General features: G+C 34.6%; 18 protein-coding genes. 8 read left to right on the plus strand and 10 right to left on the minus strand.

Features of this window, described 5'->3' with window-relative positions; translation table 11 throughout:
• The first annotated feature begins 146 nt into the window (after positions 1-146).
• Entirely contained in the window at positions 147-1,013 is an 867-nt protein-coding gene (locus ACFFLS_RS07335) for an alpha/beta hydrolase (RefSeq protein ID WP_379685880.1), read from the plus strand.
• A gap of 95 nt (positions 1,014-1,108) precedes the next feature.
• Positions 1,109-1,639, plus strand: a complete 531-nt coding sequence (locus ACFFLS_RS07340; protein ID WP_379685881.1) for a hypothetical protein — start codon at positions 1,109-1,111, stop codon at positions 1,637-1,639.
• A 69-nt stretch (positions 1,640-1,708) separates the two neighbouring features.
• Here the strand turns inward: ACFFLS_RS07340 and ACFFLS_RS07345 are convergent, their stop codons facing one another.
• Positions 1,709-2,674 (minus strand): TerC family protein, encoded by a 966-nt coding sequence (locus ACFFLS_RS07345; protein ID WP_379685882.1) that lies wholly within the window; start codon positions 2,672-2,674, stop codon positions 1,709-1,711.
• 123 nt (positions 2,675-2,797) lie between these two features.
• A complete protein-coding gene (locus tag ACFFLS_RS07350) occupies positions 2,798-3,814 on the minus strand; it encodes a glutamine synthetase beta-grasp domain-containing protein (RefSeq protein ID WP_379685883.1) in 1,017 nt (338 codons plus the stop codon).
• 429 nt (positions 3,815-4,243) lie between these two features.
• Here ACFFLS_RS07350 and ACFFLS_RS07355 point away from each other — a divergent pair, with 429 nt between their 5' ends.
• The 3 genes from ACFFLS_RS07355 to ACFFLS_RS07365 all read left to right on the plus strand — a co-directional run bounded on the left by ACFFLS_RS07355 (position 4,244) and on the right by ACFFLS_RS07365 (position 8,296).
• Positions 4,244-6,433, plus strand: a complete 2,190-nt coding sequence (locus tag ACFFLS_RS07355; RefSeq protein WP_379685884.1) for a glutamine synthetase III family protein — start codon at positions 4,244-4,246, stop codon at positions 6,431-6,433.
• Positions 6,434-6,650: 217 nt separating this feature from the next.
• Complete coding sequence (locus ACFFLS_RS07360; protein WP_379685885.1) at positions 6,651-7,829, plus strand: AIR synthase related protein; 1,179 nt, start codon at positions 6,651-6,653, stop codon at positions 7,827-7,829.
• 110 nt (positions 7,830-7,939) lie between these two features.
• Entirely contained in the window at positions 7,940-8,296 is a 357-nt protein-coding gene (locus ACFFLS_RS07365; RefSeq protein WP_379685886.1) for a hypothetical protein, read from the plus strand.
• 54 nt (positions 8,297-8,350) lie between these two features.
• Here ACFFLS_RS07365 and ACFFLS_RS07370 read toward each other — a convergent pair whose 3' ends face one another.
• Complete coding sequence (locus ACFFLS_RS07370) at positions 8,351-11,191, minus strand: M16 family metallopeptidase (protein WP_379685887.1); 2,841 nt, start codon at positions 11,189-11,191, stop codon at positions 8,351-8,353.
• Positions 11,192-11,426: 235 nt separating this feature from the next.
• Between ACFFLS_RS07370 and ACFFLS_RS07375 the strand changes: the two genes are divergently transcribed.
• From ACFFLS_RS07375 to ACFFLS_RS07385, 3 genes are all read left to right on the plus strand, one after another.
• Positions 11,427-13,739, plus strand: a complete 2,313-nt coding sequence (locus tag ACFFLS_RS07375) for a GH92 family glycosyl hydrolase (protein WP_379686384.1) — start codon at positions 11,427-11,429, stop codon at positions 13,737-13,739.
• 14 nt (positions 13,740-13,753) lie between these two features.
• Complete coding sequence (locus tag ACFFLS_RS07380; RefSeq protein ID WP_379685888.1) at positions 13,754-16,093, plus strand: GH92 family glycosyl hydrolase; 2,340 nt, start codon at positions 13,754-13,756, stop codon at positions 16,091-16,093.
• Between the two features lie 110 nt (positions 16,094-16,203).
• Positions 16,204-16,647, plus strand: coding sequence for a hypothetical protein (locus ACFFLS_RS07385; protein ID WP_379685889.1), 444 nt, complete (start codon positions 16,204-16,206; stop codon positions 16,645-16,647).
• Positions 16,648-16,731: 84 nt separating this feature from the next.
• On the opposite strand, the gene ACFFLS_RS07390 is transcribed toward ACFFLS_RS07385, so the two are convergent.
• The 7 genes from ACFFLS_RS07390 to ACFFLS_RS07420 form a co-directional block, all read right to left on the minus strand.
• On the minus strand, positions 16,732-18,588 hold the full coding sequence (locus ACFFLS_RS07390; protein ID WP_379685890.1) for a M61 family metallopeptidase: 1,857 nt from the start codon (positions 18,586-18,588) through the stop codon (positions 16,732-16,734).
• A 95-nt stretch (positions 18,589-18,683) separates the two neighbouring features.
• Positions 18,684-18,962, minus strand: a complete 279-nt coding sequence (locus ACFFLS_RS07395; RefSeq protein ID WP_379685891.1) for a DUF2805 domain-containing protein — start codon at positions 18,960-18,962, stop codon at positions 18,684-18,686.
• A gap of 112 nt (positions 18,963-19,074) precedes the next feature.
• A complete protein-coding gene (locus tag ACFFLS_RS07400; RefSeq protein ID WP_379685892.1) occupies positions 19,075-19,911 on the minus strand; it encodes a sterol desaturase family protein in 837 nt (278 codons plus the stop codon).
• Positions 19,912-20,075: 164 nt separating this feature from the next.
• Complete coding sequence (locus ACFFLS_RS07405) at positions 20,076-20,315, minus strand: GlsB/YeaQ/YmgE family stress response membrane protein (protein WP_379685893.1); 240 nt, start codon at positions 20,313-20,315, stop codon at positions 20,076-20,078.
• A 54-nt stretch (positions 20,316-20,369) separates the two neighbouring features.
• Positions 20,370-21,077 carry an aquaporin Z gene (aqpZ, locus tag ACFFLS_RS07410; protein ID WP_379685894.1) on the minus strand — a complete coding sequence of 236 codons (708 nt, stop codon included), beginning with the start codon at positions 21,075-21,077 and terminating at the stop codon, positions 20,370-20,372.
• Between the two features lie 24 nt (positions 21,078-21,101).
• Positions 21,102-21,458 (minus strand): DoxX family protein, encoded by a 357-nt coding sequence (locus tag ACFFLS_RS07415; protein ID WP_379685895.1) that lies wholly within the window; start codon positions 21,456-21,458, stop codon positions 21,102-21,104.
• Positions 21,459-21,537: 79 nt separating this feature from the next.
• The gene (locus ACFFLS_RS07420; RefSeq protein ID WP_379685896.1) at positions 21,538-22,440 is read right to left on the minus strand and encodes an EamA family transporter; all 903 of its coding nucleotides are present in this window, start codon (positions 22,438-22,440) and stop codon (positions 21,538-21,540) included.
• Between the last annotated feature and the right edge of the window lie 95 nt (positions 22,441-22,535).

Genomic DNA, 22,535 nt, shown 5'->3' on the forward strand with positions numbered 1-22,535 from the left:
GTAAATTGTTCTAATTTATTTAGGCAATTTCAATCTCATAAAATCCCATAAGCAATCCGACCGGTTAATTTCCGTCGGATTTTTTTTATATCTTTTGTCCTGAAAAGGTTATATTTACAATCCCTAATCAGAAAAAAAAGAATAAAATGAGAAAAATAAAAATGCTTCTTGCTGCATTTTTGCTTTGTATGTCTTCGACTTATGCCGCAAAAGTGGATACGTTACAAATTGCCAGCGCCGCTATGAGTAAAACTTACAAAGCGGCGGTCGTTTTACCCAACTCTTATGCAAAAAGCAAAACCGCTTTTCCGGTAATGTACTTGCTTCACGGGGCATACGGGCATTTTGGCGACTGGCTTAAAAATACTCCAAATAAAAAACTAGTTCATAGTTTGGCAGATCAGTACAATATTATTATAGTGATGCCAGAAGGAGAAACGTTTAGTTTCTATCTGGATAGTCCGATAAATAAAGAAAGTCAGTTTGAGACTTTTATCACTCAGGAAGTCATTCAGAAAGTAGATAAAACGTATAAAACCATTGCCAGCAAAAGCGGAAGAGTCATTACCGGACTTTCGATGGGAGGTCACGGAGCGTTGTATCTTTCTGCCAAACATCCCGATTTGTTTTGCGCGGCCGGAAGCATGAGCGGCGCGGTAGATATGAGTGTAATGCTCAACAGAGATTCGTCTGCTCAGGTTGTAAAGTTAATGCAGCCGGTTTTTGGTGACAAAAGCGGTAGTACCGAAATGTACGAGCAACATGCCGTTTTAGGAATGATTGATAAGATTAAAGCCAATAAACTTCCGTTAATAATAGATTGCGGTGTAGACGATTTTTTGATAGAACCAAACAGAGAACTTCATAGAAGATTGGTTTATACAAAAGTCGACCACGATTATACAGAACGTCCAGGAGCGCATACTTGGGAATATTGGGAAAATTCTTTACCGTATCACATATTATTTTTCAATAAAATATTGCTTAAAAATCAGCTGGTTGCAAAGAAATAAAGTTGTTTCTAATGTAAAATTAATCTAATTCGCTTTTTTTGGTTTGATTTTTGGGATACCTTTATATATATATAAACCTTAAAAAAGATATAATTATGAAAAAGATACTTACCTTATTTGCAGTTGTTGGTTTAATTGCATTTTCTAGTTGTGAAGGACCGGAAGGGCCAGAAGGACCTCAGGGACAAGATGGATTAATTGCTGAAGTTTTTCAAGTCAAGGGTGTTAATTTTACAAGTAATAATGATTATAATCCAATAATCCCTTTGGATCCTACAATTGGAACTTCTGATATGGTGTTGGTTTACAGGCAGGATGGAACGGATGGAGGAGTGCCGGTTTGGAAAATGACACCAGAATTATATTATTTACCTGATGGAACATTGGATTTTGGTTATAATTCTAATTTTACTATTAGAGATGTTAGTATTTACATGGATGGAGGTGATTTAGGAAGTGTTTTAAGTACCTTTAGATTGAATCAAACATTCAGAATTGTTATTATTCCAGGGTATTTAACAGGAACTGCTAAATCTGCCAATAAAGCTGACTTTTCAGATTACAAATCTGTAATTGCAAGGTATGGAATTGATGAAAGTAAAATGAAAGAATTAAAAGTGAAATAAAACTTTAAATAAAAAAAGGAAATCGAAAAGAGATTTCCTTTTTTTTATGCATAATTGTCTCAAGAATAATTATTCTTCACTCGAATCCGTCAAAACCTTTTCTTCTCCAAACTGCAGTGAAACCAAAATTCCGAGTAAAAGTGAGAGTGCTATAAATCCTAAAGAAGCCCATTCGGGAACTTCGATGTAATCATGAAGAAGCATTTTTAGTCCAACGAAAGCCAAAATTGCTACTAAACTGTATTCTAAATAACTGAATTTTGCCAGCATGTTGGCAAGGAAAAAGTACATAGAACGCAATCCTAAAATGGCAAAAATATTAGAACTGAATACCAAAAACGGATCTTTGGTAATAGCAAGAATTGCCGGAACGCTATCAACGGCAAATAAAACATCCATTACTTCGATAACAATTAAGGCCACAAATAACGGTGTAGCGGCTTTTTTTGCAGTTTTAGTTGTAATAAAGAATTTTTCACCTTCCATTTCCGAAGTAATCGGCATAACTTTTCCTAATGTTTTATAAATAAAAGAATCTTTAGGATGAAAACTTTCGTCTTCGCCAGAGAATAACATTTTGATGGCAGTAAATATCAAGAAAATTCCAAAAATATAAGTTGTCCAAGTAAATCTGTTGATAAGCATGACACCAAAGAAGATCATTAAGCCACGGAAAACGATGGCGCCCAAGATTCCCCAAAACAAAACCCTGTGCTGGTATTTCTGCGGTATTTTAAAAGAAGAAAAAATAATTGCAATTACAAAAATATTATCTACGCTGAGCGATAATTCAATCAAATAACCTGTTATAAACTTCATTGAAGCCACGTCAGGAGCTAGTTTGTCTGGGTTGGCAATATAAGCTGTAGTGTATAGCCAGTAAATTACGCCAGAAAAAAGAAAGGACAAAGTTACCCAGATCAATGTCCATCTGCTGGCTTCCTTAGTACTGATGATGTGAGGGTTTTTGTTAAAAACTCCCAAATCTAAAGCAAGGAAAATACCGACTGCTGTTAAAAAGAGAATCCAAACCATTGTGGTATTTTTTTAGTGTATTACACAAAGATAGGATTTACAGCTAAATTTCTCATTAAAAATGAGTTATAAAAAAAATGCCATCAATTAAGATGGCATTTTGAATATAATTTATGCAGAGAATTATAGCGCTGATTTAACAGTTTTGATAATTCTAGCAGCAATTTTGTATGGGTCTCCGTTTGAAGCTGGTCTTCTGTCTTCCAACCATCCTTTCCATCCTTTTTGAACAGTCATCAAAGGAATTCTGATAGAACATCCTCTGTCTGAAACTCCATAAGAGAAATCGTTGATAGAAGCAGTTTCGTGTTTACCAGTTAAACGTTGGTCGTTGTAAGCTCCGTAAACCGCGATATGCTCAGCAGTAACAGGACGGAAAGCTTCGCAAATTCTTTCGTAAGTTGCTTGGTCTCCACATGTTCTTAAAACTTCGTTAGAGAAGTTAGCGTGCATTCCAGAACCATTCCAGTCTGTATCTCCTAGAGGTTTTGGGTGGTATTCGATATAGTAACCATATTTCTCAGTCAAACGGTCTAATAAGTAACGAGCAACCCAGATTTCGTCTCCCGCTTTTTTAGCACCTTTAGCGAATAATTGGAACTCCCATTGTCCGCAAGCAACCTCTTGGTTGATTCCTTCAAAGTTGATTCCAGCAGCGATACATAAATCAGCATGCTCTTCAACTAATTTTCTACCGTGTGTGTTTTTTCCACCTACAGAACAGTAGTACATCCCTTGTGGAGCAGGGTATCCTCCAACTGGGAAACCAAGTGGAAGTTGAGTTTTAGTATCCATGATGAAATACTCTTGTTCGAATCCAAACCAAAAATCATCATTATCATCATCAATTGTAGCTCTACCGTTAGAAGGGTGTGGAGTTCCGTCTGCATACATAACTTCAGACATTACCAACCATCCATTAATACGAGTAGGATCTGGATAAATTGCAACAGGGACTAAAAGACAGTCAGAAGAACCACCTTCAGCTTGTTTAGTTGACGAACCATCAAATGACCAGTTTCCAAGTTCTTCTAATGTTCCTTTGAAGTTTTCGTGCTCTTCAACTTTAGTTTTACTTCTAAGATTTTGAGTTGGTTCATATCCATCTAACCAAATGTACTCTAACTTAATTTTAGCCATAATAATATAAATTAATTTTTTTGTTTTTTTTCGTTGGGTCAAATATAGATTTATTTTTTTAGTCCTAAAAATTAGGGGGCTATTTTGTTTTGCGAAGTATTATTTTTTGGATAAGCGCAATTTAGGCAGGGGTATATTTTAAATTAAGCAATTTTTTATGGGGTAAAAATTGAAATTCGTAAAAAAAACGTGCTGTTTTTGAATTTTTGGGTTAAGGAATTATGAAAAAATGTTTATTTAATGGATAGTATTGCGGTATTTTGTTATATTTCTTTACAACGACTTCATTATTCTTTAAAAAAGGGGAGTTCTGTTGAAAAATCCTTTTGTTAAATTATGTTTTTTTAGTTTAAAACAGGGATTTTATTTGTTTATATTTGCAGATCATTTTTTATATGAAAAATAACACGAATTTTTAAAATTATAATCATGTCAACATTACGTTTCCAAGCCTTAAAAGAAGCTTCAAACAGAAAGCCGGTACATTTTGAAGAAATCGACAGAAAGTCTAGTCTATTTGGTTCAAACGTGTTTAATGAAAAAGCAATGAAGCAATACTTAACTTCTGATGCCTTTAAAGGGGTTAGAGATGCTATTCAACACGGAACTAAAATAGACAGGAAGATGGCAGATTATATTGCCATGGGGATGAAAGAATGGGCTCTTGCAAAAGGAGTTACACATTATACACACTGGTTTCAGCCTTTAACGGGAACAACCGCAGAGAAACACGATGCTTTTTTTGAAACCTCTTATGACGGAAGCGATCCAGTAGAAAAATTTGGAGGCGCACAATTAGTACAGCAAGAACCAGACGCCTCTAGTTTCCCGAATGGAGGAATCCGTAATACGTTTGAAGCAAGAGGTTATACAGCTTGGGATCCGACTTCTCCAGCATTTATATATGGTACAACTTTATGTATTCCGACTGTTTTTATTGCTTACACGGGTGAAGCTTTGGATAACAAAATTCCTTTATTGAGAGCATTATCTGCTATTGACGAAGCGGCAACGGAAGTTTGTAAATACTTTGACAAAAATGTAAAAAAGGTTACAGCAACTTTAGGCTGGGAACAGGAATATTTCTTGATTGATAAAGCTTTGGCAAATTCTCGCCCAGACTTAATGATGACGGGAAGAACTTTATTAGGGCATACTTCTGCAAAAGGGCAACAATTAGACGATCATTATTTTGGATCAATTCCAACTCGTGCGCTTACTTATATGAGAGATTTAGAGCAGGAATGCATGTTGTTAGGAATTCCGGTAAAAACACGCCATAACGAGGTTGCACCAAATCAGTTTGAATTGGCTCCGATTTTTGAAGAAACAAATTTGGCCGTTGACCACAACTCTTTATTAATGGATGTAATGCAGAGAGTAGCAGAGCGTCATGATTTTAAAGTATTATTTCACGAAAAGCCGTTTAAAGGAGTAAACGGTTCAGGGAAACACAATAACTGGTCATTGGCAACAGATACTGGAGTTAATTTGTTGAGTCCGAGTAAAACGCCAATGAGCAATTTACAGTTTTTGACTTTCTTTATTAATACAATCAAAGCGGTAAATGATAACGAAACTTTATTAAGAGCTTCTATCGCAACTGCAAGCAACGATCACAGGTTAGGAGCAAACGAAGCGCCGCCAGCTATTATGTCTGTATTTATTGGAGCGCAATTGACTAAAGTTTTATCTGAATTAGAAAGCGTAACTACAGGAAAACTTTCGCCAGAAGAAAAAACAGATCTTAAATTGAATGTTGTTGGTAAAATTCCAGACGTATTATTAGACAACACTGATCGCAACAGAACTTCGCCTTTTGCTTTTACAGGAAATAAATGGGAATTTAGAGCGGTTGGATCGAATTCAAACTGTTCTAATGCAATGACGACTTTAAATGCAATTGTAGCAAAACAGCTGATTGATTTTAAGAATGAAGTAGAAGGTTTGATTGAAAATAAAGACATGAAAAAAGACGATGCAATCTTTAATGTCTTAAGAGAATATATCAAACAATCTAAAAAAATCCTTTTTGAAGGCGATGGTTACAGCGAAGCATGGGAAAAAGAAGCAGCAAAAAGAGGCTTGAGCAACTTTAAAACAACACCTGAAGCTATTAAAGCAAAAGTTTCTAAACAAGCTTTAAGTTTATTTGAAGAACTTGGAATCTTTAATCACGTTGAAGCCGAGGCGCGTTACGAAATTGAATTGGAAGAATACACCAAAAAAATCCAGATTGAAGGAAGAGTTTTGGGAGATATCGCTAGAAATCACGTAATTCCGACTGCAATTCGTTATCAAAATACTTTAATTGAAAATGTAAAAGGTTTGAAAGAAATCTTCGGAAAAGAATTCGAAACCATTGCAAAAGAACAGATTGTCTTGATTAAAGAGATTTCTGGTCATATTGAAGGGATTAATTCTAAAGTATTGGCAATGACCAACGAAAGAAAAAAAGCCAATCAACTGACAGACGCTCAAAAAATGGCAGAAGCGTATTGCAATAACGTGAAACCTTATTTTGATGAAATTCGTAATCATTGTGATAAATTAGAACTTTTGGTTGATGACGAAAGCTGGACTTTAACTAAATACAGAGAATTATTATTTACTAAATAATAGTTTTTACTACTGTTTTTTTGCCACGAATTACGCGAATTTTCACGAATTTACTTTTTCATAAAATAATCTGATGTGGATGATTTTATCTAAAGAATAAAAATTTGTAAAAATTCCCGTAACTCGTGGCAAACTTTTTTTGAATCAAGCATGCGAATCATTCAAAGAATTAAAAAAAGGGATTATCTTTGCACCACATCAACACAAACTAATTTTCATGAGTTCAGATTCTAGCAAAAGATATGCACAAAGAGGTGTTTCGGCATCAAAAGAAGACGTACACAACGCTATAAAAAACATCGACAAAGGTTTATTTCCGCAGGCTTTCTGTAAAATTGTTCCAGATTATTTAACACAGGACAACGAACATTGCCTGATTATGCATGCCGACGGAGCGGGTACAAAATCATCTTTAGCATATATGTATTGGAAAGAAACTGGAGATCTTTCGGTTTGGAAAGGAATCGCTCAAGATGCCTTAATCATGAATATTGATGATTTATTGTGTGTCGGTGCAACAGACAATATCTTGCTTTCATCGACTATCGGAAGAAATAAAAATTTAATTCCAGCTGAAGTTATTTCAGCAATTATCAACGGAACTGAAGAATTGATTAACGAATTGAAATCTTTTGGCGTGACCATTCATTCAACTGGCGGCGAGACAGCTGATGTTGGAGATGTAGTTCGTACTATTATCGTAGATTCTACAGTTACAGCACGTATGAAACGTTCTGATGTTGTAGACAACGCAAACATAAAAGTGGGTGACGTTATTGTAGGTTTGGCTTCTTTCGGGCAGGCGACTTATGAAAAAGGTTATAACGGAGGAATGGGAAGCAACGGACTTACTTCTGCACGTCACGATGTTTTTGGTAGATATTTGGCTAAAAAATATCCTGAAAGTTTTGATGCTGCAGTTCCAGAAGAATTAATTTATTCTGGACAAGTTAATCTTACTGATGAAGTAGAGAACAGTCCAATCAATGCGGGGCAATTAGTGCTTTCTCCAACAAGAACTTACGCGCCGATTATCAAGAAAATTTTAGATAAATATACTCCAGAAGATATTCACGGAATGGTGCATTGCAGTGGTGGTGCACAAACTAAAATTTTACATTTCGTAAAAGACTTACACGTTATAAAAGACAATTTATTTCCAGTACCGCCATTGTTCAAATTAATTCAAGAACAATCAAAAACAGACTGGAAAGAAATGTATCAGGTTTTCAACTGCGGTCATAGAATGGAGATTTATGTTCCAGAAAATATTGCGCAGGATATTATTGAAATTTCAAAATCATTCAATGTAGATGCGCAAATCGTAGGTAGAGTAGAAGCTTCTGATGCTAAAAAGCTTACTATTACTAGCGAATACGGAACATTCAATTATTAACTTTTAAGTTACAAAGAGACAAAGGTTCAAAGTTACAAAGACTTAATCTTTTGTTTAAAATAATCTAAGAGGCACACTTTTGTGTGTCTCTATTTATAAATAGTCAAATTATGTACGAATTACTTTTTTGGAGATATCTAGATGAAATTTACCTGAACAATCAGGAGGTTTATGAGGCTCTTATAGAGAAACAAGAAGTTGAAGGTTTAGCTATTCTTCAAACAGAAGTAATCGTTAACAGAATCAATTCGGTATTTTCTGAATGGGAAAGAGTGGATGAAGACAGTTGGAAAAACACAAAAGGGAAAGGTGCCTTTCAGGTTATTACGACGCCACAAAGCATAAAAATCGATTGCTACGGAACAGAAGGAAAAACCATGAACAAACTTGTGGATATTCTAGAAGAATTCAAATGTCCGCTTTATGATCCGCAGATTCCAGAGCGTTACGATGAAATGAACGAATAAATAGTATAAAAAAACTGTCCCAATATCAGGGACAGTTTTTATTTATAAACGATTCTAATTTTTTGCCGTTTCTGTTGATGGATTTAAAAGAACGGGTGTTCCAAAACCTATCTGTTCTAATTTTTTCAATTGTGTTTTTGCATCGCCAACAACTAGATAAATCATTTCATCTGTGTTTAAATATTTGGCTGCAAGTTTTTGAATTTCTTCAATTGTGATGTTTTTTACAATTTTTTCTTGTTGCTTTGTATAATCATCTGAAAAATTATAATTGCTGATATTGTAGAGCATTTTCAATTTTGCTGTTAAAGTTTCAAATGCTCGTGCATTACTTTTGATAAGGTATTCTTTCGTAACTTCAAGATCAGTCTTATTAAAATTTTTACCGTATTGATTGATTATTTCTTTGATCAAAGCAACCGATTCATACGTTACATTTGATCGTACACCGCTTGCGATAGTAAATGAACCTTTATTATTTGTACCTTCAAAAGAAGACCTAATTCCATAAGTATAGCCTTTTCCTTCTCTTAATTGCTGTGTCAGTTGCGATGCAAATCCACCACCGCCTAAACGGTAATTCATTATCGTTGCTGGATAAAAATCTTTGTCAGCAGCTTTCATTGCAGGATAGCCAATGCGGATAACAGATTGTTTTGAATCGGGTACATCATAAAAATAAATTTTTGATTTGACAATAGCTTTAGTAGTCGCTATTTTAGGAAAAACTACGTTTTTAGCTTTCCATTCTTTGTTCAGTCCTGCTAATGAATTATTCACATTCGTTTCTGAAATGGCACCAACAATTTGAAAATCAGAGATAGATGGAGAAACATTTTGTGTATAATAACTCTTCAAATCTTCTATTGAAATACTATTTACAGAATTTTCAGTTCCTATATTATTGTTGGACAGAATAGATTCTTCTCCATTAATTAATTTTCTGAATTCATTTTCTCCAATACTAGCTGGATTTGCTTTTTGCTGTAGAATTGCGCTTAAAGTGCTTTGTTTGATCAAATCAAATTCCTTTACATCCCAGCGAGGTTCGAGTAATATTTCCTGTACAAGCTGTATTGTTTTTTCATAGTTTTTGGTTAAAGTATTTCCTGTGATAAAAATGGCTTCATCAGTGGCATAAGCGTTTATGTTCGCTCCCAGACTTTCTATAGCATTTTCTAATTGTTCAGGAGTTTTGTTTTTTGTTCCTTTTGTCATTAATTGAGCTAGCATATTAGAAACACCAATTTTATTTGCTGATTCCAGAAGCATTCCGCCTTTGATTTCTAATTGAAACTGCACCAGTGGCACTTCATGATTCTCAATGCCAAAAAGGTTTAAACCAGACGATAATTTCTTTTTCCATACTACAGGCAATTTTACGTCAGGTGCTTGCCCATAAGGAGGTTCTGTACTTCTGTCAAAAGTTGATGGTGTTTTTTTGTAAGTTCCCGCTATGCTGGCATCAAAAGATTCTTCTTTGCCATCAATTATTTTTTCTTCAACAACGGTCGCTAAAGTTGCGCCTTCCAAAGCTAAATTTGCCTCACCTTTTGGAACAAAACTAGTTGCTACAAAATGTTTATCTTTTATATATTTATTATAAACTCGCATAACATCTTCGGGAGTTACCGTAAGAATATTTTTTATATCCTGATTGATATAATCTGGAGTTCCCGCAAAAATCTCGTATTGAGCTAATTGAAATCCTTTTCCAACAACACTTGTCAAACCATTATAAAATGCAGTTTCCTGCTGGGCTTTAATTCTATTTAAATCCTCTTGCGAAATTCCTTGAGCTTCAAAATTTTTAAATGCTTCGCTTATCCCTTTGCTAACCTCATTTAGATTTATTTTGTCGAAAGCAGTAATTTGTAATGTAAACTGACCAGCAATTTCACTGTCATATTGATACATTTCTACCGCATCGGTTAACTTTTTGTTTTCTACAAGTGTTTTGTATAAAGGTGCTTTTTTACCTATTGAAAGATAATTTGCCAAAACTTCTAAGGCATAGCTGTCAGGATGATATTTGTAAACAGTGGGCCAGGTAAAATTTAATTGTGGTACACGGGCAAAATTATCTTCATAATAAAGATTTTTATTTTCTGTTAATGTTACAAGCTGTTTTTCAATATTCGGAATGTCCGCACCGCGTTTTATTTCGCCAAAATATTTTTCTACCCATTTTTTTGCCTGTTTAGTGTCAAAATCTCCAGCAATGGTAAGCGTAACATTATTTGGTACGTACCAGCGGTTGTAGAAAGTTTTCACATCATCAAGTGTTGCATTTTGCAAATCTTCAAGAGAACCAATAACTTCCCAATTATACGGATGTGAAGCAGGATATAAATTTTTATCAATTACAGATAAAGTATGTCCATAAGGTTTATTATCGTAACTCTGTCTTTTTTCATTTTTAACGACCTGTTTTTCTTTGGCAAGAACAGGATCAGTAACGGTATTAATGAAATAGCCCAATTTATCAGCTTCTGCCCAAATCATTTTTTCTAAAGCATCTTTTGGTACCGTTTGATAATAATTCGTTCTATCTCTATTGGTCGAACCATTCGCGCCAGATCCTCCAATTCGGGCACTCATTTTGTCTAGGCCTCCTTTACCTAAATTTTCTGATTCGAGAAAAAGCAAGTGTTCAAACAAATGGGCAAAACCAGTTCGGCCAACAGTTTCTCTGGCTGAGCCAACGTGGCAAGTCAAAGCCACAGCAACAACGGGGTCAGATCGGTCAATATGAAAAATTACATGAAGTCCATTTCCTAATTTGAATTGTTCAAATTCTACTTTAAATTCTTCTGATTTGCCTGTTTTATTTTGAGAATATGAAAATCCAGTATAAAGGATGAACAACAGGACTAAAAGTGAGTTTGGTTTCATGTTTTTTAAATTTGAAGTTGGAGTCGTTTCGAGAATGAATGTTTTTGGACGACAAAACGAAATTAAGAAAATAAAGATTAGAATTATTGAATGTTAATAAGTTAAGGTTTGTTAATATCTGCTTCAAAATTTACATCGATAGTCGATTTGGGAAACCTGAATTTTTAAATTTTAAATAGTAATTTTTTAAAAGCATATTTTATTGTAATTTTCTAAACAAAAGTTACATTTTTAAATTTCCAAAACTAATCTAACTATGAGGTTATTAATACTTTTCTCATTGCTCATTTACAGTCAGTTAATTAGCGCACAAAAAATCGTGACAACAGAAATTAATGAACCAGTAGATTTTGTAAATCCGCTTATTGGAAGCGATTCTAAGCCAAGTCTTTCAAACGGAAATACTTACCCCGCAATAGCACTGCCTTGGGGAATGAATTTCTGGACGCCCCAAACCGGAAAAATGGGAGACGGATGGATTTATACCTATTCGGCAGATAAAATCCGCGGATTCAAGCAAACACACGCACCTTCGCCATGGATGAATGATTACGGCCAGTTTTCTATTATGCCCGTAACCGGAAAACTTGTTTTTAATGAAGACGAAAGAGCAAGCTGGTTTTCGCATAAATCAGAAATTTCAAAACCTTATTATTACAGCGTTTATCTTGCAGATTACGATGTTACAACAGAAATATCTCCAACAGAAAGAGCTGCTTGTTTTCGCTTTAGTTTTCCTGAGACAGATAAATCTTATATAGTTGTCGATGCATTTGATAAAGGATCATATGTAAAGGTTATTCCCAACGAAAGAAAAATAATTGGCTTTACAACCAAAAACAGCAAAGGTGTTCCGTCAAATTTTAAAAACTATTTTGTGATTGAATTCGATGAACCTTTCACAGAAATAAATACTTTTAACGGAAAATCACTTCACAAAAGCAACGAAATGACCAGCGATCATGCAGGTGCGGTTGTGCGATTTAAAACCACTAAAGGAAAGGTTATTATAGCAAAAACGGCTTCGTCATTTATTAGTATTGAACAAGCAGAATTAAACTTAAAAGAACTGGGTTCTGATGGTTTTGAAACAATAAAAAGCAAAGGAAGAGAAATTTGGAATAAGCAACTCAGCAAGATTATTACAGAAGGAGGAACATTAGAACAAAATCGTACTTTTTATTCGTGTTTGTACCGCACAATGCTTTTTCCAAGAAAATTTTTTGAGTATGATGAAAAAGGAAATGTTGTTCATTACAGCCCTTACAACGGAAAAGTTCTTACGGGTTATATGTTTACAGATACAGGTTTTTGGGATACTTTCAGAGCACTTTTTCCATTGTTAAATCTAACGCAGCCTGCTTTGAATGCGCAAATCCAAGAAGGTCTAATAAATGCTTACAAAGAAAGTGGCTGGCTTCCGGAGTGGGGAAGTCCGGGCTTGCGAAATGTTATGGTTGGAAACAATTCGGCTTCGGTAGTGGCAGAAGCTTATCTGAAAAACAAAGAAACCTATAAATATGATATCGAAACCCTGTATCAGGCATTAATTAATGGAGCAAATAACGAAGGCCCTCTGCACGCCGTTGGGAGATATGGTGCAAACTATTACAATAAACTGGGTTATGTTCCTTACGATGTTTCTATAAATGAAAGCGCTGCTCGTACTTTAGAATATGCTTACGATGATTTTTCAATTTATAAACTGGCGAAAGCATTAGGAAAGCCAAAAGATGAAATTGAATTGTACAGAAGAAGAAGTTTGAACTATAAGAACCTTTTTGATCCAGAAACAAAATTGATGCGTGGAAAACTTTCAAATGGAAAATTTATGAGTCCGTTTAATCCTTTTAAATGGGGAGATGCTTTTACAGAAGGAAACAGTTGGCATTATACCTGGTCGGTTTTTCATGACATTGAAGGTTTGATAGATTTGATGGGAGGAAAAAAACAATTTGTAAAGAAACTGGATGAAGTCTTTTTGCTCGAACCTATTTTTGATGAAACGTATTATAAAAGCGTCATTCATGAAATCCGTGAAATGCAGATTGCCAATATGGGGCAGTATGCACAAGGAAACCAACCAATCCAGCATATGATTTATTTGTATGCGCATGCAGGAGCGCCTTGGAAAACGCAGTATTGGGTGCGCGAAACCATGAACAGGATGTACAAGCCAACTCCCGATGGTTATTGCGGAGATGAGGATAATGGACAGACGTCGGCTTGGTATGTTTTTTCGGCTTTAGGTTTTTATCCGGTTTGCCCTTCTTGTAGCGAATATGTTGTTGGAGCTCCGTTGTTTAAAAAGATAACACTCAATCTAGAAAATGGAAAACAGATTGTAATTAATGCTCCAAATAATAATACAGACAATAAATATGTCTCAAATATTTTTATGAATGGACAAGAATATGATAAAAATTATTTTACGCATCAGGATTTAAACAATGGTGCCGTAATTGATTTTGAAATGAACAATACTGAAAATAAAGATCGTGAGAACAGAAAAAACGAAGTTCCGTTTTCACTTTCCAATGAAAAATAATCACATATAAAAAGATGAATAATAAAAACACGACAAAGCGTTTAGAAGCTTGTAAAAAAATTGTGATGTTTGCCGTTTTGCTTGCCAGCAGTTTTCATACCGCTTTTGGGCAACAACGCAAAAACCTGATTCAGTATGTAGATCCAATGATTGGAACGGCAAGAATGGGACACACGTATCCGGGAGCTACAGTTCCGTTTGGGAGCGTTCAATTGAGTCCTGAAACCGATACAATTGCTTATGGCTTGAACGGAAAATACAACGGTGAAGTTTATAAATATTGTGCTGGTTATCAGTATGAAGATAAAACTATTGTTGGTTTCAGTCATACACATTTCAGCGGTACTGGACATTCGGATCCGGGAGATTTTCTAATCATGCCGACGACAGGAAAACTGCAGTTAAATCCTGGAGTTGCCTCAAAGCCCGAATCAGGTTATCGTTCGGTGTTTTCACATAAAACCGAAAAAGCCGAACCTGCTTATTACAGCGTACTATTAGAGGATCATAATATTAAAGCAGAACTTACGGCTACGACCCGTGTTGGAATGCATCAATACACTTTTCCAAAATCTGCTGATGCTCATATCATTTTAGATTTAACAGCCGGAATTTACAATTATGACAAAAAAAATGTTTGGACTTTTGTACGGGTAGAAAATGACACTTTAATTACGGGGTATCGTCAGACCAATGGCTGGGCAAGAACTAGAACGGTTTATTTTACTATGTCTTTTAATAAACCTATAAAAAGTTATGGTCAGGCTGCACAGGAAAAAAATGTTTACGGAGGGTTTTGGAGAAAATTTGACCAGACCAAAAATTTTCCAGAAATGGCTGGGCAAAACTTGAAATTGTTTTTTGATTTTGACACCAATGAAGGCGAAAAAATTAAAATAAAAATGGCGCTGTCTCCCGTTAGTTCTGCAGGAGCTTTAGAAAACATGAAAAAAGAAACGCCAGATTGGGATTTCGAAAAAGTAAAAAAACAAAGTCAGGAAATCTGGAATAACGAATTGAACAAGATTCAGGTAGAAACCATTCAGAAAGAAGATTTAGTTAATTTTTATACGGCAATGTATCATGCATTTCTAGGTCCGACAGAATATATGGATTTAGATAAAAATTATAAAGGTTTGGATATGAATGTCCACAAAGCAGAGAATTTTACAAACTACACTAGCTATTCGCTTTGGGATACATATCGTGCTCTTCATCCTTTTTTCAATATTATACAGCCAAAACGAAATGCCGATATGATAAGTTCTATGATGGCACACGCAGATCAGAGTGTTCATAAAATGCTTCCAGTTTGGTCACATTATGCAAATGAAAACTGGTGCATGATTGGTTATCATTCGGTTTCTGTTGTAGCAGATGCAATTGTAAAAGGAAATATTAGTTTTGATGCCGAAAAAGCACTTCAAGCCTGTGTTAATACCGCAAAAGTTCCTTATTACGATGGTTTGGAGTATTACATGAAAAAAGGCTATGTTCCTGAAGACAAAAACGGTTCATCGGTTTCTAAAACATTAGAGTATGCTTATGATGACTGGGCAATTGCGCAGGCTGCAAAGAAATTGGGCAAAACGGAAACTTATAATGAGTTTATCGAAAGATCTAAAAATTATAAAAACGTTTACGACGAGAAAACAGGTTTTATGCGTCCTAAATTAAACGACAGAACTTTTAAGAAAGAATTTGATCCACTGGATACACACGGGCAAGGTTTTATTGAAGGAAATTCATGGAACTACAGTTTATATGTACCGCATGATCCCGCCGAAATGATTAAAATGATGGGCGGCAATGAGCAGTTTAAAGTTCGTTTAGATTCGTTATTCAATATGCATCTTCCAGATAAATATTTTGAAAATACGGAAGATATTACCAGAGATGGAATCATTGGGAATTATGTTCACGGAAACGAACCGTCGCACCATGTTGTGTATCTGTACAACTGGACAGACGCGCCTTGGAAAGCGCAAGATAAAATCAGAATGATTTTAAAGAAAATGTACCGAAATGGAGCTGATGGTTTAGGAGGAAATGACGATTTCGGACAAATGAGCGCTTGGTATATTTTCAGCAGTTTAGGTTTTTATCCAGTTGCGCCAGGTTCTGATGAATATGCTTTGGGAAGCCCATTGGTTAAAAAAGCTGTTTTTAATCTAGAGAACGGAAAAACTTTTGAAGTCGAAACCGTAAACCAATCCGATAAAAATGTATTCGTGAGCAAAGTTTTATTGAATGGAAAACCATTGGATAAACCTTTCTTAAAACATGCTGATGTAATGAATGGCGGAAAGATTACTTTTTATATGAGTAATAAACCTAACAAAAAGAAATATTAGGTGCCAAGATTCTAAGTTGCTAAGAATATTAAATCAGTATAATTCGTGAATTCTTGGCGAATAACAAAAAAACTTTACGAAATTTGCACATCAAATAAAGAAAACGAAATATGAAAATAAATTTAAAATCAGGAATTGATAAACTGCTTTTCGGAATGAAGCAGAACGATGTTACAGCGGTTTTAGGTAAACCTGATAAAAATTATAAAGACGAAGATGACAACGTAATTTTTGTTTATAATGCATTAAAATCAAGGTTGACATTCTATCAGGAAGAAGATTTGAAATTAGGCTATATCGTAACATCTGGAAGTGATTTAGAAGTTTTCGGTTTCAAATTAATCGGAAGAAATATTGCTGATGTGAAAAAAGATTTTGACGCCAAAGGAATTACAAAATACACTCAGGAAACTTTTGACACTTTTGAAAATTACTTTAACGAAGATAACTGGTTTATTCTTCAAACCGAATTTAATGAAGTGGTAAAATTTGAAATCGGAGCGATAATCAACAGCAAAGACGAATTTGACTGGAAATTTCCTGTAAAGAAATAGTATAAAAAACTTTGACAAAAAGTTTAGAAAGCATAAAAAAACCGACAAATAATTGTCGGTTTTTTTTATGTCGTAAAGGAGAAATTACCCTTTTAGCCATGCATTTTTAAGCTTGTCTTTTGAAGCGTCTACCGCTTTAAAAGTTTCAGATTCTTCAGATGGTAATTTTACAGTTCCTTTAATGGTTTCTTCTTTACCGTTACGTTTAACTTTTAAAGTAATTGGATCATTTTCTTTCCAGTTTTCGCTTTCTGTAATCAAATCGTAGATGTTGTCTAGATTATAAGATTTATTGTTTACAGCTAGAATAATGTCATTACCTTTAAGATTTAAGTTTTTAAAGAAATCATTTATTTCGATTTCAGGACGAACAGCGATTTCCTTCGTAGCTTTGTCCACTTTGATATAAGGAGTTTGTCCTTTCAAGAACGGGTTTCCAGTTTTTTTCTCTTTAGCTTTAGCGACACCCACTTTAGCCAAATAAAAATCGTAAGGAATTGGAGTTGTTCCGGCAACATATTTAGTTAAGAATTCGCCAACTTCAGGATAAGTCAATGAAGTTATTTTTGCAAAAAGCTCCTCGTCGTTAAATGGTTTTTCAACGCCATATTCGTTCGATAATTTATGCATCAAATCAAGGATTCCTTTTTCGCCATTGCTTTTTTCTCTAATGATAATGTCAATGCACATTCCGATTAAAGCGCCTTTCTGATAAACATTCAGATATTGGTCTTTATACGGTTGCTCCAAAACATTTTTACTCATCAAAGTAAACGACATCGTATCATTTAAACCTTTTGCTTGCTCGATTTTATCTGCAATACGAGTATAGAATTCAGCTTCGTCGATCAAACCTTGATTGATTTGGAAAAGATTGGCAAAGTATTCTGTTACACCTTCATACATCCATAAATGCTCAGACATTTTTGGATCATTATAGTCAAAAAATTGAATTTCTTTTGAATGTACTGTTAATGGAGTCACAATATGAAAAAATTCGTGCGAAACAACGTCTTTCATCGATTCAACCAATTTTTCTTTTGGCATTGATTCTGGTAAAACAACCGTTGTAGCTGTAGGATGTTCAAGAGCTCCAAACCCATGTGCATCGTCTTTTGCCATAGTTGAAAGATACAATAAGACTGTATATTTTTTAGTAGAATTAACTTTTCCTAAAAAGTTTTTCTGAGCAGTCATCATAGTTTTCATCTCTGGCGTAATGCTTTCTGCGGTAAATTTTCCAGTCGGAGAATAAACAGCAATAAGGATATCCATTCCGTTTACATTAAAAGTAGTGTAATCTGGTTTAGAATACATGATCGGATTTTCGACCAAAATAGCATAACGTGAAGTTTTAAAAACATCAGAAGTTTTACTGTCATCCTCGTCAGTCATTGATGTTGCGCCCCAAAGTGTTTCTGGATGCGTAATGGTTACGTTATAAGGAACATCTAATTTGTCTTGAAAATAACCTACAAATCCATGCGTATTGACCAAAAAGTTCACACCCGCATTGATGTTTGTTCCAGCAGGAGAAAATACATCATCATTTCCGAATCCTGTTCCTTTTTCAGTATCAAATGTATCGTTTACCAGATACGTTATTTTGCTTAAAGTTTTTGCATTTGAGATAGACCAAGAATTATCATTAATTCGTTTTACAGTCAGAGCATTTCCTTTAGCATCAAAAGCTTTAAAATCTTCTGAATATTTACCGTAATTATCGGTCGAATAAGTTCCTGGAACTGTTTTAGGAATACTGTAAACCACTTCATCAGTCTTAATGGCCGGTGGTGTAACCGTAACTAAGACCTTATCGTCTTTAACATCTGTTAAGTTAATATTGACTTCGACTACTTTGCTTTTTGCAGTACTGGAGCTTCCGGTTTTACAGCTCCAAAAAGTAACTGCTAAAGCCAGGGTGTAAAGTATTTTTTTCATTTGTTTGTGTTTAGATATGTGTATTTGACTATGAAAAAGAAAAAAAGTTACATGAAACTGAAAATAAAAAAACTCCTGAAAACAGGAGCTATAATTTAATCAAATTTATTTTTAATATAATATTTTCCATCCAAATCTTCATCAAAATCATCTATTTTTATTGGTTTTGGTTTTGGTTTATTTGCAACTGCCTTCTTTTTCCACATCTCAAATTTTTCAAGAGGCATTTTCTTTTTCATAATTTCCAGAACTTCTTTTTCTGACAATCCAAATTCTTTTTTGATACTTTCAAATGGATTTTTTTCTTCTAGAGCCAACGAAACAAGTTTTTCAGTTTGCTCCCAAGTTAATTCTTTACGGTTACTCTTTTTCATCTCGTGAAAATTAATTCAAAATAGGGGGTTAATGATTAATAGATTGATTTTCAATTTCTGTATCAATATTAAAAAAAAAAATAATAAGTTGTTTCGGCAGAGTAGCTTTTTTTTACTGATTTTTATTGTTTTTTATGGATTTTGATTTTTGGAACGGAATTTTTAGCAAATTCTTTAATTGATTGTTTTCTTCCGCACGCATATGTGTGTCTACTCCGTATATAAGCTGGTCTTTCGGAAGATAGGTAAAGGTCCCGAAGATTCTGTCCCAAATCGAAAAAATGTTTCCATAATTACTGTCGGTGTAAGGAAGTACATAATGATGATGGACTTTATGCATATTTGGAGAAACGATAAAATAGCTTAAATAAGAGTCCAGCTTTTCTGGAAGCGAAATGTTTGCATGGTTAAATTGCGAAAAAACAACTGATAAAGACTGATACAGAAAAACCATCCACATCGGACTGCCAACAATCAAGACGCCTAGAGCGGTAAATACAAAGCGCATTACACTCTCACCAGGATGGTGCCGGTTTGCGCTTGTAGTGTCAATCCAGGTATCGGTATGATGAATTAAATGAAAACGCCATAAGAACTTCACTTTATGTTCTATTAAATGCACTAAATAGGCACCTATTAAATCCAGCATTAATAAGCCGATTATTGCATAAAGCCAGACTGGCATTTCTGGAAGCAATTGCAGGATTCCAAAATTATTTTTTGTGGTCCATTCTGCAGTAAAAATTAAAATAAAGGCTAAAATAAAATTTACCACAATCGTCGTAAACGTAAAAAAGATATTTATGCCTGCATGATGCCACTTTCTATACTTCATCTGAAACAACGGAAAAGTATTTTCTAGTAACCAGAAAAGTGTAATGCCGCCAATTAGAATAAGGCTTCTATGAGAAGACGGAATAGTACTGAAATAATTTACAATCTCATTCATAATAATGCTGTCTTTTGAATCAAATTTAGGTAATTCAATAAAATGATGTGGTTATTTCTGTTAAAGTTGTAACAAGAAGCGTTATTTGTTATGATTCTTTATTTAAAAAAAAGAGAAAAGTTCAAAATAGACTTTTCTCTTTTTCGGTTATTCATTATTTTGAACTATTTTTTTATTAGACTGATGACAAACAGCAACAACCAAGCTCCTCCAGCGGCAATTAAAATCTGCCAGACAATTCCGCCTCCTCCAATACCTAATTTTCCGGCAATCCATCCGCCAATTACACCGCCGATGATTCCAACAATGATGTTACCAATTAAGCCAAAGCCTGCTCCTTTCCAAATCTGACCTGCTAACCATCCAGAAATTGCTCCAATAAGTAAGAAATATAAAAATCCCATTTTTTTAATTTTTTAAAGGTTGTAAATTATTTAGTTTATTTATTTAAGTTGGTTTTATGCTTCTGCATGATTTTGAAGTAAGGTCTTGTACAGAAATCCTGCAGCGAGAGCACCAAGAATAGGGGCAGTCCAGAAAAGCCAGACTTGCGATAATGGTTCGCCACCAGTAAAAATAGCTTGAGATAAAGATCTTGCAGGATTAACCGACGTATTGGTTATAGGAATACTAATCAGGTGGATTAATGTAAGTCCGAGGCCGATTACAATACCGCAGAAACTGGTATTTGCAAATTTATCTGTTGCACCCAGAATAATTAATAAGAAAAACAATGTTAGTACAAATTCGGCTATAAAAGCTGCTTGTAGACTGTATCCATCAGGAGAAAACGCTCCAAAGCCGTTTGAAGCAAAAGCTCCCGCCTTTGTATTGTCTATAACAAAACCAGCTTTTCCTGAAGCAATTGTGTACAATGTTCCGGCAGCGGCAATTGCGCCTATACATTGCGCAATAATGTACGGAATAAGATCTTTTGCTGGAAATCTGCCTCCTGCCCATAAACCAAATGAAACCGCCGGATTAAAATGTCCGCCAGAAATGTGGCCAACTGCGTAAGCCATTGTAAGAACGGTTAAACCAAAAGCTAAGGCAACGCCGGCAAAACCAATGCCTAATGTAGGATATGCGGCTGCAAAAATAGCGCTTCCACAACCTCCAAAAACGAGCCAATAAGTCCCGAAGAACTCAGCAAACAATTTTTTCATAATAAAATAATTTTATGGTTAGTGTTAGAATGTATAGAGGTACGCCCAATACATCAATATTAATTGTAAAGGCAAACGTACAAATAAAATCCAATTAGGTAATCCAAAACTTACTTTTTTATTTTGAAACATGTATAAATTGGCAGGAAAGACAGCAATTAAAAGTAATATAATTCCCCACGCAGCAAAAGGGCTTGTAAAAGGAAAGACAAGGAGGACACTTAAGATTATTTCGGCTCCTCCGCTTAAGTAGTTTAGTAGTTTAGGGTTTTTAAATACAGGGGGAATGATTTTGATGTACATTCCTGGTTTTCTAAAATGATTAATCCCGGCAAGTAAATAAAGTAACGCCATTAAATACAGATGCCAAGGTAAAAACATGATAATTAATTGTTTAGCACTAAATTATAAAAAAAATACCATTATTTTGTTACAATTTTTATTTTTTGAATGAAGATTTTTAGCGTTGTTTTCTTTTGAAATTTAAATTCATAATAATTATTGCCAAGATAATGAGAACAATTCCAATCCATTGTGATAAAATTACTTTTTCATTAAGAAGAATATAAGCCATCATTACTGAAACAGGAAGTTCAAGAGCAGAAACGATGCTTCCTAAACCGATACCAGTAAGAGGAAAACCAGCATTCATAAGCATTGGTGGAATAATTGTTCCAAACAACGCTAGAACGATTCCCCATTTCATAAAAATGTCAAGATTGAATGGAGCAGTTTGTGTAAAGAATGCAAACGAAAAAACAATAACAGCGCCTCCGGAAAGCATATATAAGCTTCTTTGTGCTGAAGAAATGCCTGTAGCTACACGATTTGCTGTAAACATTGTGGTTGTAAAAGAAGCTGCAGCAAAAAAGCCCCAGACAATACCGCGCCAATCTAATTTTATTTCATTATTAAGAATATTGGTTGCGAGGACTGTTCCAAAAAGAACAATACATACAGCAATAACTTTTTGTTTTGAAGGCAGTTTTTTTTCTAAAATCATTTCTAAGATAACGCCCATCCAAACAGTCTGCATCAATAAAACAATACCAATAGAAACGGGAATATATTTTACCGCCAAATAATAAAACAAGCTGGTCATTCCGAGAGAAGTTCCCGCAAGCATTAGACTGAGAATGTTTTTTGGAGTTGCTTTGGCGCTCGTATTTTTGTTCTTTATTTTCTGAAAAGCATTAATTAGTAAAATTCCAATTAGTCCATAAACAAATTGAGAGGTTGTTACTTCTGCAGTTGTAAATCCTTCAGAATAAGCTATTTTTACAAAAGTAGCCAGCATGCCGTAAGTTGCAGCTCCAATGGCAACCAGAAAAACCCCTTTTAATACATTGTTTTGAGACGTCATAATTTGTTTGTTTTTAAAAAATTTAAGCCGGCAAAGATAGTCTATTTTATTTAGGATTTAATGCGAAATAGATGGCTGTATTGTTTTTATGGGTA

This window comes from Flavobacterium procerum (genome assembly GCF_042431625.1).
In the GTDB taxonomy this organism is placed as follows: Bacteria; Bacteroidota; Bacteroidia; order Flavobacteriales; family Flavobacteriaceae; genus Flavobacterium; species Flavobacterium procerum.

Coding starts and splice junctions, on each gene's coding strand:
- aqpZ (WP_379685894.1), bottom strand. CDS start 21,077: ATGAAAAAATTGTTTGCTGAGTTCTTCGGGACTTATTGGCTCGTTTTT.
- ACFFLS_RS07360 (WP_379685885.1), top strand. CDS start 6,651: ATGAGTTCAGATTCTAGCAAAAGATATGCACAAAGAGGTGTTTCGGCA.
- ACFFLS_RS07405 (WP_379685893.1), bottom strand. CDS start 20,315: ATGGGATTTTTATATTTCTTACTTATTGGAGCAATTTCTGGATGGTTA.
- ACFFLS_RS07345 (WP_379685882.1), bottom strand. CDS start 2,674: ATGGTTTGGATTCTCTTTTTAACAGCAGTCGGTATTTTCCTTGCTTTA.
- ACFFLS_RS07420 (WP_379685896.1), bottom strand. CDS start 22,440: ATGACGTCTCAAAACAATGTATTAAAAGGGGTTTTTCTGGTTGCCATT.
- ACFFLS_RS07400 (WP_379685892.1), bottom strand. CDS start 19,911: ATGAATGAGATTGTAAATTATTTCAGTACTATTCCGTCTTCTCATAGA.
- ACFFLS_RS07335 (WP_379685880.1), top strand. CDS start 147: ATGAGAAAAATAAAAATGCTTCTTGCTGCATTTTTGCTTTGTATGTCT.
- ACFFLS_RS07340 (WP_379685881.1), top strand. CDS start 1,109: ATGAAAAAGATACTTACCTTATTTGCAGTTGTTGGTTTAATTGCATTT.
- ACFFLS_RS07415 (WP_379685895.1), bottom strand. CDS start 21,458: ATGTTTTTACCTTGGCATCTGTATTTAATGGCGTTACTTTATTTACTT.
- ACFFLS_RS07385 (WP_379685889.1), top strand. CDS start 16,204: ATGAAAATAAATTTAAAATCAGGAATTGATAAACTGCTTTTCGGAATG.
- ACFFLS_RS07380 (WP_379685888.1), top strand. CDS start 13,754: ATGAATAATAAAAACACGACAAAGCGTTTAGAAGCTTGTAAAAAAATT.
- ACFFLS_RS07370 (WP_379685887.1), bottom strand. CDS start 11,191: ATGAAACCAAACTCACTTTTAGTCCTGTTGTTCATCCTTTATACTGGA.
- ACFFLS_RS07350 (WP_379685883.1), bottom strand. CDS start 3,814: ATGGCTAAAATTAAGTTAGAGTACATTTGGTTAGATGGATATGAACCA.
- ACFFLS_RS07355 (WP_379685884.1), top strand. CDS start 4,244: ATGTCAACATTACGTTTCCAAGCCTTAAAAGAAGCTTCAAACAGAAAG.
- ACFFLS_RS07395 (WP_379685891.1), bottom strand. CDS start 18,962: ATGAAAAAGAGTAACCGTAAAGAATTAACTTGGGAGCAAACTGAAAAA.
- ACFFLS_RS07390 (WP_379685890.1), bottom strand. CDS start 18,588: ATGAAAAAAATACTTTACACCCTGGCTTTAGCAGTTACTTTTTGGAGC.
- ACFFLS_RS07365 (WP_379685886.1), top strand. CDS start 7,940: ATGTACGAATTACTTTTTTGGAGATATCTAGATGAAATTTACCTGAAC.